We start from the raw sequence: 13,395 nt of genomic DNA, 5'->3' as shown, positions 1-13,395 counted from the left end.
CAGCCACATCTCATTAGTCCGGCCATCGAGTGAAGTCTTTTAAAGAAAATCGCTTGCTGTACATCGCCCTCGGCTTGTCGCTGGTGGCGCATGCCGCCATGCTGGCGGTGCGCTTTGTGGCGCCGGCGCCCGCGCCGGTGCAGGCGGCCGATCCCGGCCTCGAAGTCATCCTGGTCAACGCCAAGCACAACAAGGCGCCGCTGAAGGCGGATGCGGTTGCCCAGGCCAACCTGGACGGCGGCGGCACGGTCGACAAAGGCCGCTCCAAGTCGCCGATGCCGGACATGCGCAAGACCGAAACCGGCGACAGCGTGCAAGCCAGCAAGCGCCGCATCGTCGAACTGGAAGAACGCCAGAAGCAGCTGATGACGCAGGTGAACTCGTCATCGAAGGTGGCGGCGCCGCCGGTCACGGAAAAACTCAAGCCGGACCCGACGCCCACCGGCACCGACCTGCTGGAATCAAGCAAGGCGATCGCCCGCCGCGTGGCGGAAATCAGCGAAACCATCGAGGACCAGAACAAGCGGCCGAAGAAAACCATGATCACGCCAAGCACGCGCGAAGCCGGCTACGCGATCTATTACAAGACCATGCAGAAGCGCATCGAGGACATCGGCACGCTGAATTTCCCGAATACGAACGGGCGCAAGCTGTATGGCCAGCTGATGCTGTCGATCCCGGTCTTCCAGGACGGCACCATCTACGACAAGGAAGGCGGTATCAAGGTCGAGCGCAGCTCCGGCAATCCGGCGCTGGACGAGGCGGCGATGCGCATCGTGCGCCGCTCGGCGCCGTTCGGCAAATTCCCGCCGAATATGCTGTCAAGCGACCGCGATGACCTGTGGGTGATCATCACCACCTTCAAATTCACCCGCGACGATAAATTACAAGCCGATATGAGCGGCGGAGGACGTTAACAATATGGACCGCTACTGCGTGTTCGGCAACCCGATTGCCCATAGCAAATCGCCGGAAATCCATGCCGCCTATGCGGCGCAGACCGGCCAGCAAATGGAATACGAACGCCGCCTGGCGCCGCTGGACGGCTTCGCCGAGGCCGTGCGCGCCTTCATCGCCGAAGGCGGCAAGGGTGCCAACGTCACGGTGCCGTTCAAGCTGGAAGCGGTCAAGCTGGCGCAGGCGCTGACCATCCGCGCGCGCGCAGCCGGCGCGGTCAACACGCTGGTGTTCAGCGACGAGGGCATCATCGGTGACAACACCGATGGCGCCGGGCTGGTGGCGGACATCGTGCAGAACGCCGGCGTGCCAATTGCCGGCAAGCGCGTCTTGCTGCTGGGCGCGGGTGGCGCGGTGCGTGGCGTGGTGCTGCCGATCCTGGAGCATCGTCCGGCCAGGCTGGTGATCGCCAACCGTACCGTGGCCAAGGCCGAGGAACTGGTTGAACAGTTTGCCGCGCTGGGCGGCGAGGGCGTGGTGTCGGCCTGTGGCTTTGACGGCATCGAGGGCGAGTACGACATCATCATCAACGGCACGGCAGCCAGTTTGAGCGCGGAGCTGCCACCGATATCGCCATCGGTCTTCGCGGCGGGATCTTTGGCTTTGGACATGATGTACGGAGCCTCCCCCACGGTATTCTTGCAGTTCGCGGGCCAGCACGGCGCACAGTTGCGCGACGGCCTGGGCATGCTGGTCGAGCAGGCCGCCGAAGCCTTCCACTTGTGGCGTGGCGTGCAGCCGGCCACTGGCGACGTGTTGCAGACGCTGCGTGCCAAGCTATGAGCAAATCGTCCGGCAAATGGCGCTGGGTGAAGTGGATCTTCATCCTGCCGATCCTGTTGTTCCTGGCGGTGCAGCTGTATTTCTTCCTGCAGATCTGGTGGTGGGTTGACCATAACCCGTCGATGACCAGCTTCATGCGCCAGCAGCAGGCGGCCATCCAGGAAAAGAATCCCAAGGCAAATATCCAGCAGGTGTGGGTGCCATACAAGCGCATCTCCAACAACCTGAAGCGGGCGATCATCGCCTCGGAAGACGCCAACTTCTCCGAGCATGAAGGTGTCGACTGGGAAGCCATGCAAAAGGCCTACGAGAAGAACACCAAGAAGAAAAAGGTGGTGTCGGGCGGCTCCACCATCACCCAGCAGCTGGCCAAGAATCTGTTCCTGTCCGGTTCGCGCAGCTATCTGCGCAAGGGCGAGGAGCTGATCATCACCTACATGCTGGAAACGCTGATGGACAAGGAACGCATCTTCGAGATCTACCTGAATGTGGTGGAATTCGGCACCGGCACCTTTGGCGCCGAGGCGGCGGCACGGCATTACTACGGCGTCAGCGCAGCCAACCTGAGCGCCGTGCAGGCCGCCAAGCTGGCGGTGATGCTGCCGAATCCGCGCTATTACGACAAACACCGCGACTCCAACTACCTGGCCCGCCGCACCGGCGTGATTTTGCGCCGCATGGGCTCCGCCGATCTACCTTAAACCGGGCTTTGCGGGTACACTTGCGCTGTTTCCAAAGGTGCGTTTACCCATGATTAATGTTTTCGTTCTCCAGAATGGCCGGCTTAACCAGGTTCCTATCGACACCCGCGAAGACCTGGAAAAGGTCGAGCCTGTCTGGGTCGACCTGACCGACCCGACGGATGACGAACGCGCCTGGGTCCGCACCATCTACGGCGTGATCCTGCCGGGCGAGGACGAAGTCAAGGACATCGAAGCCTCGGCCCGCTACTACGAGGCGGAAAACGGCGACCTGCACCTGCGCACCGACTTCCTGCTGGAAGAAGAGGACGGCCCGTCGCGCATCGTCACGGTGGCGTTTATTTTGGCGCGCAAGATCCTGTTCTCGGTGCATACCGACGACCTGCCGGTGTTCCGCCTGGTGCGCATGCGCGCGCGTTCGCGCCCGGGCTCGATCGCCGACTACATGGACGTGCTGCTGGACCTGTACGCCACCGACGCCGAGTATTCGGCGGACGCGCTGGAAGGCATCTACCAGCAGCTGGAAGAGGTCAGCGGCCGCGTGCTGCAGAAAGAATTCACCGACCAGGACGCAGCCGCCGCGCTGAACGCCATCGCCCACGAGGAAGACTTGAACGGCCGCATCCGCCGCAACATGATGGATACGCGCCGCGCGGTCAGCTTCCTGATGCGCGGCCGATTGCTGAATTCCGACCAGTTCGAGGAAGCGCGGCAGATTCTGCGCGACATCGAATCGCTGGACGGCCACACGTCCTTCCTGTTCGATAAGATCAACTTCCTGATGGACGCTACGGTCGGTTTCATCAACATTAACCAGAACAAGATCATCAAGATCTTCTCGGTGGCCTCGGTCGCCTTCCTGCCGCCAACGCTGATCGCCTCGATCTACGGCATGAACTTCAAGTGGCTGCCGGAACTGGAGTGGGAGCTGGGCTACCCATTCGCCATCGGCCTGATGATCACCAGCGCGATCGCGCCCTTCCTCTACTTCCGCCATCGCGGCTGGCTCAAGTAATCACACCGGCTGCGGGCTGAATTCGAGTGTCAGCGTGCTGTAGAACGGCGCGTTGTTCCATTGTTCGTTCAGCGCCAGCGCGCGGTCATACAGCGTGGTCTTGAGGTCGACAGCCAGGATGCCGAAATCGAATGGCAGCTTGTTGCGGGCGGTGCAGGCGGCTGCTGCGCCTTCCATGAACGCGGCTTCGTCGAAGGCGCCGGACCAGAGCTGTGCCTGCAAGCCCTCTACTATCGCTTCCGCCTGAACGGCCTCGGTCTCCACGTTGGGATTGCTTTTGTCATGGACCGATTCCATGACGAATTGCGCGTCGGCGCCGCGCGCCAGCAGGCTGAGAAAACCATGCCGTAACGGCAGCGCCGATTCCACCACGTAGTGCACCAGATCATGCGGCAGGATGCCCTGACGCGGCATCAGCGCCTCGGTGCAGCTGCCGTTGTTGCGCACAAAACGCAGCACGTCGTATTTGTCGGTCTTCGACCGCTTTTCGGCAATCAGTTTCATAACTAGCAATTATATAGCTTTCACGACCGTAATATAGTCGTGCGCGTTAACCTATTAGAATGTCGAGCGGCGCTGTTGCGCTCCCTTCCTTCGCTCCACGCGGCCTTTCCTCGCCGCGCCAGAGAAAGACATACTATGAACAAGAAACGGCAATTTTTCCCCCGTCAGGTGGTGGAAGCCGGCGGCAACCGCTGGGATTGGGCCTTGCTGCCCATCGTGCTCGCGATCTTCGTGCTGATGGCCTACGGCAGCCAGCAGATGGCGCGCCCCTATGAACTCGGCCAGGCCTTGCCGCTGTCGCTCGACCCGGCCAACCTGCCTTATTACCTGTTGCGCACCACGCTGCGGATGTTCATCGCCATGGGCGCGTCGGTGATCTTCAGCTGCCTGTTTGCCGCGCTGACCACCAAGTACCGGCTGGCCGAAAAGGTGATGGTGCCGCTGCTCGACATCCTGCAATCGATCCCCATCCTCGGCTTCCTGTCGATTACGGTGACGGCGTTTATCGCGCTGTTCCCCGGCAATCTGCTGGGCGTCGAGTGCGCGGCCGTCTTCGCCATCTTCACCTCGCAGGCGTGGAATATGGCTTTCTCGGCCTACCAGGGCTTCCGCTCGGTGCCGGCCGAATTGTCGGAGGCGGCGCAGGTGTTCCAGCTGTCGGGCTGGCAGCGCTTCTGGCGACTGGAGCTGCCGTTCGCCATGCCTGGGCTGCTGTGGAACATGATGATGTCGATGTCCGGCGGCTGGTTCTTCGTGGTGGCGTCGGAGGCCATCATGGTGTCCAACCAGACCATCAAGCTGCCCGGCATGGGTTCCTACATTGCGCTGGCCATCGAACAGAGCGATCTGGGTGCGATCGGCTGGGCCATCTTTGCCATGCTGATCGCCGTGCTGCTGTATGACCAGCTGTTCTTCCGTCCTTTGCTGGCATGGGCCGACAAGTTCCGCTTCGAGGAAACTGGCGGCGATACCGCGCAGTCTTCGTGGCTGCTGACCTGGCTGCGCCGCACCGAACGCACGCAGCAACTGGTTGAATGGTTTGCCCACCAGCTGTCGCGCTCCATTGCCGTGTTCCGGCTGTCGCATGACGGCACCTCGATCCGTGCGCGCAAGGACCAGCCGTCGCTGGTGCCGCAACGCGTGTGGGACGCGGTGATCGCCGCCGTGGTGTTTTACGCGCTATGGAGCCTGGTGCACTTCATCCGTACCGAAGTTGGCTGGAGCGAAGTCGGGCACGTGGTGCTGCTGGGCGTGTACACCATGCTGCGCGTGGTGGTGCTGCTGGCGCTGGCGGCAGTGATCTGGGTGCCGGTCGGCATCTGGATCGGCATGAACCCGCGCTGGGCTTCGCGCACGCAGGCGGTGGCGCAGTTCCTGGCGGCGTTCCCAGCCAACCTGGTGTTCCCGGTTGCAGTCATCATCATCGTGCGCTACCACCTGAATCCGGATATCTGGCTGTCGCCGCTGATGATACTCGGCACGCAGTGGTATTTGCTGTTCAACGTGATCGCCGGCGCTTCGACCATCCCGACCGAATTGCGTCACGCGGCCAAGAACTTCGGCCTGACCGGCTGGCTGAAATGGCGGCGCTACCTGCTGCCGGCGATCTTCCCGAGTTTTGTCACCGGCGCGATCACCGCATCGGGCGGCTCATGGAACGCCGCCATCGTTGCGGAATTTGTCAGCTGGGGGCCGACGACGCTGAAGGCGCACGGCATCGGCAGCTACATCGCCGAGATGACCGCCACCGGCGATTTCCCGCGTATCGCGCTGGGCATCGGCATCATGTGCATTTTCGTGATGGGCTTTAACCACTTCGTCTGGCGCCGTTTGTACACCATGGCCGAAAGCCGGCTGCATTTCTAGGAACCGAATCATGAGCACTCCTATCGTTGAACTGAAAGCCGTTGGCAAACACTTCCGCGCCGCCGATGGCTCCGCGCGCTCGGTGCTGGAAGGTGTCGACTTCACGCTGCGCGAAGGCGAGATTGTCGCGCTGCTTGGGCAATCCGGCTCCGGCAAATCGACCATGTTGCGCATCATGGCGGGATTGATCCAGGCCGACGAAGGCCAGGTGCTGTATCGCGGCATGCCCTTGTATGGCACGGCGCGTTGCATCCGCATGGTGTTCCAGTCGTTTGCGCTGTTCCCGTGGCTGACGGTGCAGAAGAATGTCGAACTGGGGCTGGAGGCGCAGGGCATGGCGCCGGAAGAACGTGCGCGCCGCGCCGAGAAGGTGATTGATTTGATTGGCTTGTCCGGCTTTGAGGGCGCGCTGCCACGCGAACTGTCGGGCGGCATGCGTCAGCGGGTCGGCATTGCCCGCGCGCTGGTGATGGAACCGGAAGTGCTGTTGATGGACGAGGCGTTTTCCGCGCTGGATGTCTTGACCGGCGAGCGTCTGCGCGAAGAAATCCTGGAGCTGTGGCAGTCCGGCCAGATTCCGACCAAGGCGATCCTGGTGGTGTCGCACAATATCGAAGAAGCGGTGATGATGGCGGACCGGGTGTTGATCTTTGCCAGCGATCCGGGACGCGTGCGTGCCGAGTTGCCGATCTCCCTGCCGCAGCCGCGCAAGGCCGAAAGCGCCGAAGTGCGCCACCTGATCGACAAGGTCTATGAACTGATGACGGCCAGCGCCGGCCGCCGTGGCAACAGCGGCAATGGCCTGATCAGCGAACGTGAAGTGAAGCTGCAACTGGGCGACCGCCTGCCGCAAGCCGGCATCGCACACATGGAAGGCATCCTGGAGCTGCTGGCCGAAGAACCCTTCCACGGCCGCGCCGACCTGCCGAAGATCGCCGACGAGACGGAGCTGACCGATGCCGAACTGCTGGAAGTGCTGAACGCGCTGATCCTGCTGGGCTTCGCCTACCTGACCAATGGCGACATCCTGATGACGGAACTGGGTGGCCACTACGTCAAGGCCAACAACACCGAACGGCAGGAGATGTTCGGCAAGCAGTTGCTGGAACATGTACCGCTGATTGCCTATATCTGCCACGGGCTGCAACAGGACAAGTCAGGCGACCTGCCGGAAGACCTGTTCCTCAAACTGCTGCGGTTTACGTTGAGCGAAGAAGAAGCCGAACGCGCGCTGCGCGTCGCCATCGAATGGGGCCGCTACGGCGACCTGTTCGAATACAACTTCAACACCGGGGTGATACAACGCTCCGACGACGGTGTGTCCGAGGTGGCTTAGTGGTGATGCGGGCTTTTGCCCCGCACGGCGGCATGCAGGGTCTGACCCTCTCGTCTGGGGCTGGTGCCGTCGCTCAAGCAGCCAGGGTTTTGAAGACGCGGCGGGCGGCGGCGATGGTTTCGTCGATCACCTCGTCGCTGTGCTGCGCGGAGACGAAGCCGGCTTCAAAGGCGGCTGGCGCGAAGTAGACGCCTTCGTCCAGCATCGCGTGGAAGAAGACGTTGAAGCGCTCGCGGTTACCCGCCATCATTTCGGCGTAGTTGTTCGGCGGCGTCTCGCTGAAATACAGGCCGAACATGCCGCCTACCGAATCCGCGCAGAACGGGATGCCGGCTTCTTTGGCTGCCGCAGTCAGGCCGTCGGCCAGGCGCTTGGCGGTGGCGCTCAGCTTGTCGTAGAAGCCCGGCTGCTGGATCAGCTTCAGCGTGGTCATGCCCGCTGCCACTGCCACCGGATTGCCCGACAGCGTGCCAGCCTGGTACACCGCGCCCACCGGCGACATATTGCTCATCAACTTGGTGCTGCCGCCGAAGGCCGCCACCGGCAGACCTCCGCCGATGACCTTGCCCAGCGCGGTCAGGTCCGGCTTGATGCCGTACAGTTGCTGCGCGCCGCCCAGCGCCACGCGGAAACCGCACATCACTTCGTCGAAGATCAGCAGCGCGCCGTGCCTGGTGCACAGGTCGCGCAGCGCTTGCAGGAAAGCTTCCGAGGCCTTGATCAGGTTCATATTGCCAGCCACCGGCTCGACGATCACGCAGGCGATCTCGTCGCCGAAGTTGGCGAACGCGTCTTCGATCTGCTGCACGTTGTTATAGTCCAGCACCAGCGTGTGCTTGACGAAGTCCTCCGGCACGCCGGCCGAGGTGGGATTACCAAACGTCAGCAGGCCGCTGCCCGCTTTCACCAGCAGCGAATCCGCGTGGCCGTGGTAGCAGCCTTCGAATTTGACGATCTTGTCACGGCCGGTGGCGCCGCGCGCCAGGCGCAGCGCGCTCATGGTCGCCTCGGTGCCGGACGATACCAGGCGCACCTGTTCCAGCGACGGCACCAGCTTGACGATTTCCTCGGCCATCTCGACTTCGCCCTCGGTCGGCGCGCCGAACGACAGGCCGCGCGTGGCGGCTTCCTGTACCGCCTTCACTACTTCGGGATGCGCGTGGCCGACAATCGCCGGGCCCCACGAGCCGATGTAGTCGATATAGCGCTTGCCGTCCGCGTCCCAGAAGTACGGGCCTTCGGCGCGGGTGATGAAGCGCGGCGTGCCGCCCACCGAACGGAAGGCGCGCACCGGCGAGTTGACGCCGCCCGGCGTGGTTTTCTGGGCGCGCTCGAACAGCTGGTCGTTCTTGGAAATCGTGGTCATCGTGGCATCTTTCTTTGCTACTGCAGGTCCGCTGCGGACTGCAAATGGAAAAAACGGTTGGGCACAAACTTGCCCATGCCGTAACGCTGCGCGTGCGCCAGCGCGCCGACAGTGTACTCCTGTGCCGCCGCCACGGCTTCCGGGACGTCGGCGCCGCGCGCCATGAAGGCGGTCAGCGCGGCCGACAAGGTGCCGCCGGCGCCGATGAATGGTCCGGCCAGGTGCTGCCAGGCGTCGTGGCTGATGACGCCGTCGGCGCCATACAGGGTGTTGGCCAGCGTGTTGGGCGCGGAGGCATCGCCGGAGGCGCTGCCGCCCGGCGTGCCGGTCACCAGCACGAATTCGCAGCCCAGGGCCAGCAGGTGCTCGACATCCGATTCCAGCGTGCCGTCGATCTCGGCGCCGTCGACGCCTTCGCGCCAGGTTTCGGCCAGCCGGCCCAGCTCCACCTGCGACAGCATCAGCAGCGTGGCCTGTGGCACCAGCAGCTGGCGGATCGCGGTGTGCAGTTCTTCGGCGTCGTCATCGGACGGCGCCGGCAGGCGCGAGCTGAAGGGATCGAGGATCAGCGGCGCGTCCGGGTAGTCGGAGAGGATTTCGGCAATCGCTGCCACCTGCTCGATATTGGTCAGCGCGCCGACCTTGAAGGCGGCCATGGTCATGTCTTCCAGCACCACGCGGGCCTGGTCGGCCACCCAGTCGGGATCGATGTCCTGCAGGTCTTCGATACGGGCGCTGTCGCCGATCAGCAACGCGGTGGTGACCGCCAGCCCGGTACAGGACAGCGCGGAAAAAGCTGCCAGGTCGGCCTGGACACCAATGGCGCCAGCCGGATCAGCGGCGCCAAAGCTTAGAATGAGGGGAGAAGTTTGGTTTTGCACGGCGGGTAGATTAAGATACCTAATTCAGCATTTTACTTGAGGGTGGCAAAACGTGAGTAGCAACGAAACAACGCAGGAATTCCAGACCTGGATGTGCCTGATCTGCGGCTGGATCTACGATGAGCAAGCCGGCCTGCCGGACGAAGGCATCGCTCCCGGTACCCGTTGGGCTGACGTCCCGATGAACTGGAGCTGCCCGGAATGCGGCGCCCGCAAGGACGATTTCGAGATGGTAGCGATCTGACAAGATCGTCATCCGGCACCGCCGCGCCAGCGCAGAGGCGGCATATGCTATGGTGTAGCCTCATCTTAGCGGACCTATTATGACCTCTACGCCCCTGAAAATCATGGTGATCGACGATAGCAGCACGATTCGTCGCTCCGCCGAGATCTTCCTGAGCCAGGCCGGCTACGACGTGGTGCTGGCCGAAGATGGCTTCGATGCGCTGGCCAAGATCAGCGACCACCATCCGGCGCTGGTCTTTTGCGACATCCTGATGCCGCGCCTGGACGGCTACCAGACCTGTGCGCTGATCAAGAAAAGCCAGCAGTTCCACGCCACGCCGGTGCTGATGCTGTCCTCCAGGGACGGCCTGTTCGACCGGGCGCGCGGCACGATGGTCGGGGCGGTGGCCTATCTGACCAAACCTTTTACCAAGGACAGCCTGCTGGCCGCAGTACGCGAGCATACCGGCGGCGCTGTCGCCTCACCAGAATAACAAAGCCGCAGAGGGAAATATGGCCATACAAAGAATCCTGATCGTCGACGATTCGCCCACGGAGCGCTACTACCTGAGCGATATCCTGTCGAAGAATGGCTATACCGTGGCGGTGGCCGAAAGCGGCGAGGAAGCGCTGCTGAAGATCAAGGAAGACAAGCCGCAGCTGATCCTGATGGATGTGGTGATGCCTGGCGCGAACGGCTTCCAGGTGACGCGCTCGATCGCGCGCGACCCGGCACTGCAGGATGTGCCGATCATCATCTGCTCCAGCAAGAGCCAGGAAACCGACCGTATCTGGGCGCTGCGCCAGGGTGCGCGCGACTACCTGGTCAAGCCGGTTGATCCGGGCCAGCTGCTGGAAAAAATCGCGGCGCTCGGCTAGGCATGAGCAGCCCGGCCGCCACCGAACGCCGCAGCCGCCTGCGCCAGTACCAGGTGCAGCTGCTGGAGCGCATGCAGGCCGCCAAGAGCGGCGCGGCGGTCGGCGGGCGCGAACTGGGCGTATTGGTCGGCGGCCGATTGTGCCTGCTGGACCTGACGCAGATCAGCGAGATCGTGCTGCTGCAAACAGCGGCGCCGGTGCCGCTGACGCAGGACTGGTATCTGGGCCTGGTGAATATCCGTGGCCACCTGACCGGCGTGATCGACCTGGCGCGCTACCAGGGGCAGGGCGCCGGCGACAGCGCGCCGGCTGAACGGCGCCTGATTAGCTTTGCGCCGGGCCTCGGTTTCAACTGCGCGCTGCTGGCCGAGCGCGTGCTGGGCTTGCGCAAGCTGGCTGACATGACGCAGGCGCCTGCCGATGACGGTGCGCCGGCATGGAGCAGCCAGCAGTTCCGCGATGGCGACGGCCAGCAATGGACGCGCATCGACCTGGCATTGCTGGTGCAGGAATCCCGTTTTTCGCATGTAGGGCTGATATAGCAGGCAAACACTGATCCGGAGAGGGTGTAATGGCTTTCAAGTTGGGGTTTTTCTCGCGCGGCGACCGGAGCGCCGCCCAGCAGGCGGCGCCGAATTCGGAATTCGGCGATTCGCAGTTTCTGCACACGCCCACGCCAGCCGCTACGCTCAATCACGGTGACGAAGGCGATGCACCGCTGCGCCTGCGCGATGCACTGGGCCGCCGCCGTGGTCAGGCCGCCGTCGCCGAACCGGCGCTGGCGTTCAAGCTGCCGCTGATCGGCCACCTGCCGGCGCAACGCCAACTGAGCATCCTGTCGTCGGCGCTGGGCGTCTGCCTGGGCGCCAGCGCGGTGTTTGTCGCGCTGAATAATATGCACAGCGCCAACCGTTCGGCGCAGACCCAGGTGGCCAGTGACGCGCTGATGCATTCGCAGCGCATCGGCAAGGCCGCGCCCAACGCGGTGCAGGGCAGCGCCGAAGGCTTTCGCCAGCTGGAGGAAAGCCGCAAGGAACTCACTGAAGACATCAACCTGATGACGCGCGGCGGCAAGTACCAGGGCCGCGCGATCGGCGAGCCGCGTTCCGACCTGGCCACCGTGGTGGCGGCGGCGCGCAAGCAGTGGAATGCCACCGACCTCGCTGCTGGCACCATCCTGGCACTGAAAGCGGACCTGAGCGGCATGGATAAAACGCTGCAAAAGCTGAACGAGATGTCGCCCGACCTGCTGGTGCGCACCGAGGACATCATCGGCATCAAGCTGCAACGCGGTTCGTCGGCGCGCGAGATCGCGGCGCTGGGCAAGCTGACCATGCTGACGCAGCGCATGAACCGTGGCGCGGCCGAATTCCTTACCGCCGGCGGCATCAGCTCGGAGACCGCGTTCCAGCTGGGGCGCGACACCACGGTGTTCCGCAATACCATCGAGGGATTCCTGAATGGCAGCGTGCCTTTGGGCCTGGCCGCCGTGCGCGAGCCGGAGTTGCGCGCCAAGTTCAGTGCGTTGCAAACGGAATTCGAGGAATATCAGAAACTGGTGACGGCGGTGCTGGACAAGCTGGATAAGTTCACCGCCGCCAAAGCCGCCGAGCAGCTGATCTTCAGCGACAACGAGGCACTGCGCCAGCGCCTCGGCACCTTGCAGAAGGCCTATCGCGAGGATCAGGATTCGCTCGGCCTGACCTTCTGGCTGATGGTCACTGGCGGCATGCTGACGCTGGTGGCGGCGGCGCTGATCGGCCGCGTGCTGCTGATGGATTCGTATAACCGCACGCGCGGCGCCGAGCGCCGCCGCAACGAAGCGGAGGCCATGCGCCAGGAGTCCAAGCGCCTGGAGGAAGAGGCCAAGGCGATGAATGACCAGAACCAGGCCGCCATCCTGCGCCTGATGAACGAGCTGCAGGAAGTGGCGGACGGCGATTTGACGGTGCATGCCACGGTGTCCGAGGATATCACCGGCGCGATCGCCGATTCGGTCAACTACACGGTGGAAGAATTGCGCGGCCTGGTGGGCCGGGTGACAGCCACCGCCGAGCAGGTGACCAGGGCGTCCACCCATGCACAAAGCATTTCCAGCGACCTGCTGCTGGCGTCGCAGCAGCAGTCGCGCGAGATCCAGGACGCGTCGTCGACCGTGGTGAAGATGGCCAATGAGATTACCGATGTATCGCGCTCCGCCAGCGAGTCGGCTGATGTGGCGCGGCAGTCGGTGGCGGCGGCGCGGCAGGGTTCGACGGCGGTGGAAAATGCCATCAAGGGCATGCACGAGATCCGCGAGCAGATCCAGGATACCTCCAAGCGCATCAAGCGGCTGGGCGAGTCGTCGCAGGAGATTGGCGAGATCACCGAGCTGATTTCCGACATCACCGAACAGACCAATGTGCTGGCGCTGAACGCCGCCATCCAGGCCGCGTCGGCCGGCGAAGCGGGGCGCGGCTTCTCGGTGGTGGCGGAGGAGGTGCAGCGGCTGGCGGAGCGTTCGGCCGAAGCGGCCAAGCAGATCGGCGCGCTGGTGCGCACGATTCAGACCGACACGCATGACGCGGTGGCGGCGATGGAGAAATCCACGCAGGGCGTGGTGGAGGGCGCGCGTTTGTCCGACGCGGCCGGCGCGGCGCTGCATGATATTTCGCAGGTGTCCAACCGCCTGGCGGAGCTGATCTCCGGCATGTCGCAGGCGACCGGGCAGCAGGCCACGTCGGCGACCGGCGTGGCGCAGAACATTCAACATATTTTGACGGTGACCCAGCAGACGCAGGATGGCACCCAGCAAACCGCTCAATCGATACACAAGTTGTCCGTGCTGGCGCAGGAGTTGAAAAACTCGGTGGCGCGGTTCAGGATCACTTAATACAAGGCCG

The 13,395-nt window shown here is 63.4% G+C and carries 14 protein-coding genes; 11 read left to right on the top strand and 3 right to left on the bottom strand.

Annotated features, from left to right (window positions below; translation table 11 throughout):
- Positions 1–29 precede the first annotated feature (29 nt).
- Genes BLS51_RS09980 through corA form a run of 4 tightly spaced genes read left to right on the top strand, consistent with a single transcriptional unit; the run spans position 30 to position 3,456 of the window.
- Positions 30–917: a TonB family protein gene (locus BLS51_RS09980; RefSeq protein ID WP_090183240.1), complete on the top strand. Its 888-nt coding sequence runs from the start codon at positions 30–32 to the stop codon at positions 915–917.
- Between the two features lie 4 nt (positions 918–921).
- On the top strand, positions 922–1,740 hold the full coding sequence (aroE, locus tag BLS51_RS09975) for a shikimate dehydrogenase (RefSeq protein ID WP_090183243.1): 819 nt from the start codon (positions 922–924) through the stop codon (positions 1,738–1,740).
- Positions 1,737–2,441, top strand: a complete 705-nt coding sequence (gene mtgA, locus BLS51_RS09970; RefSeq protein WP_090183246.1) for a monofunctional biosynthetic peptidoglycan transglycosylase — start codon at positions 1,737–1,739, stop codon at positions 2,439–2,441. The genes aroE and mtgA overlap by 4 nt, the downstream gene beginning before the upstream one ends.
- 49 nt (positions 2,442–2,490) lie before the next feature.
- Positions 2,491–3,456, top strand: a complete 966-nt coding sequence (corA, locus tag BLS51_RS09965) for a magnesium/cobalt transporter CorA (protein ID WP_090183250.1) — start codon at positions 2,491–2,493, stop codon at positions 3,454–3,456.
- Here corA and BLS51_RS09960 read toward each other — a convergent pair whose 3' ends face one another.
- Positions 3,457–3,960, bottom strand: coding sequence for a hypothetical protein (locus BLS51_RS09960; RefSeq protein WP_090183252.1), 504 nt, complete (start codon positions 3,958–3,960; stop codon positions 3,457–3,459).
- Between the two features lie 135 nt (positions 3,961–4,095).
- Here BLS51_RS09960 and BLS51_RS09955 point away from each other — a divergent pair, with 135 nt between their 5' ends.
- Both BLS51_RS09955 and BLS51_RS09950 read left to right on the top strand, forming a co-directional pair.
- Positions 4,096–5,826 (top strand): ABC transporter permease, encoded by a 1,731-nt coding sequence (locus BLS51_RS09955; protein ID WP_090183254.1) that lies wholly within the window; start codon positions 4,096–4,098, stop codon positions 5,824–5,826.
- Positions 5,827–5,836: 10 nt separating this feature from the next.
- A complete protein-coding gene (locus BLS51_RS09950) occupies positions 5,837–7,162 on the top strand; it encodes an ABC transporter ATP-binding protein (protein WP_090183256.1) in 1,326 nt (441 codons plus the stop codon).
- Positions 7,163–7,235: 73 nt separating this feature from the next.
- Here BLS51_RS09950 and hemL read toward each other — a convergent pair whose 3' ends face one another.
- A complete protein-coding gene (gene hemL, locus BLS51_RS09945; protein WP_090183257.1) occupies positions 7,236–8,528 on the bottom strand; it encodes a glutamate-1-semialdehyde 2,1-aminomutase in 1,293 nt (430 codons plus the stop codon).
- A gap of 17 nt (positions 8,529–8,545) precedes the next feature.
- Positions 8,546–9,409 (bottom strand): bifunctional hydroxymethylpyrimidine kinase/phosphomethylpyrimidine kinase, encoded by an 864-nt coding sequence (locus BLS51_RS09940; protein WP_090183260.1) that lies wholly within the window; start codon positions 9,407–9,409, stop codon positions 8,546–8,548.
- Positions 9,410–9,461: 52 nt separating this feature from the next.
- On the opposite strand from BLS51_RS09940, the gene BLS51_RS09935 reads away from it, so the two are divergent.
- The 5 genes from BLS51_RS09935 to BLS51_RS09915 all read left to right on the top strand — a co-directional run bounded on the left by BLS51_RS09935 (position 9,462) and on the right by BLS51_RS09915 (position 13,385).
- Positions 9,462–9,653 carry a rubredoxin gene (locus BLS51_RS09935; RefSeq protein WP_301547057.1) on the top strand — a complete coding sequence of 64 codons (192 nt, stop codon included), beginning with the start codon at positions 9,462–9,464 and terminating at the stop codon, positions 9,651–9,653.
- Between the two features lie 79 nt (positions 9,654–9,732).
- Positions 9,733–10,128: a response regulator gene (locus BLS51_RS09930; RefSeq protein ID WP_090183262.1), complete on the top strand. Its 396-nt coding sequence runs from the start codon at positions 9,733–9,735 to the stop codon at positions 10,126–10,128.
- A 19-nt stretch (positions 10,129–10,147) separates the two neighbouring features.
- Positions 10,148–10,513: a response regulator gene (locus BLS51_RS09925; RefSeq protein WP_090183265.1), complete on the top strand. Its 366-nt coding sequence runs from the start codon at positions 10,148–10,150 to the stop codon at positions 10,511–10,513.
- A gap of 2 nt (positions 10,514–10,515) precedes the next feature.
- The gene (locus tag BLS51_RS09920; protein ID WP_090183267.1) at positions 10,516–11,055 is read left to right on the top strand and encodes a chemotaxis protein CheW; all 540 of its coding nucleotides are present in this window, start codon (positions 10,516–10,518) and stop codon (positions 11,053–11,055) included.
- A 29-nt stretch (positions 11,056–11,084) separates the two neighbouring features.
- On the top strand, positions 11,085–13,385 hold the full coding sequence (locus BLS51_RS09915) for a methyl-accepting chemotaxis protein (RefSeq protein ID WP_090183270.1): 2,301 nt from the start codon (positions 11,085–11,087) through the stop codon (positions 13,383–13,385).
- The last annotated feature ends 10 nt before the right edge of the window (positions 13,386–13,395 follow it).

The organism is Duganella sp. OV510, from assembly GCF_900100205.1.
In the GTDB taxonomy this organism is placed as follows: Bacteria; Pseudomonadota; Gammaproteobacteria; order Burkholderiales; family Burkholderiaceae_D; genus Rugamonas.
Note: the sequence above shows the minus strand (reverse complement) of the source record. Positions and strands in the feature narration are given on the sequence as shown.

Excerpts from the sequence above, each read along its gene's own strand:
- mtgA (WP_090183246.1), top strand. The coding sequence starts at position 1,737 with ATGAGCAAATCGTCCGGCAAATGGCGCTGGGTGAAGTGGATCTTCATC.
- BLS51_RS09915 (WP_090183270.1), top strand. The coding sequence starts at position 11,085 with ATGGCTTTCAAGTTGGGGTTTTTCTCGCGCGGCGACCGGAGCGCCGCC.
- BLS51_RS09925 (WP_090183265.1), top strand. The coding sequence starts at position 10,148 with ATGGCCATACAAAGAATCCTGATCGTCGACGATTCGCCCACGGAGCGC.
- BLS51_RS09930 (WP_090183262.1), top strand. The coding sequence starts at position 9,733 with ATGACCTCTACGCCCCTGAAAATCATGGTGATCGACGATAGCAGCACG.
- BLS51_RS09960 (WP_090183252.1), bottom strand. The coding sequence starts at position 3,960 with ATGAAACTGATTGCCGAAAAGCGGTCGAAGACCGACAAATACGACGTG.
- aroE (WP_090183243.1), top strand. The coding sequence starts at position 922 with ATGGACCGCTACTGCGTGTTCGGCAACCCGATTGCCCATAGCAAATCG.
- BLS51_RS09950 (WP_090183256.1), top strand. The coding sequence starts at position 5,837 with ATGAGCACTCCTATCGTTGAACTGAAAGCCGTTGGCAAACACTTCCGC.
- BLS51_RS09920 (WP_090183267.1), top strand. The coding sequence starts at position 10,516 with ATGAGCAGCCCGGCCGCCACCGAACGCCGCAGCCGCCTGCGCCAGTAC.
- hemL (WP_090183257.1), bottom strand. The coding sequence starts at position 8,528 with ATGACCACGATTTCCAAGAACGACCAGCTGTTCGAGCGCGCCCAGAAA.
- BLS51_RS09955 (WP_090183254.1), top strand. The coding sequence starts at position 4,096 with ATGAACAAGAAACGGCAATTTTTCCCCCGTCAGGTGGTGGAAGCCGGC.
- corA (WP_090183250.1), top strand. The coding sequence starts at position 2,491 with ATGATTAATGTTTTCGTTCTCCAGAATGGCCGGCTTAACCAGGTTCCT.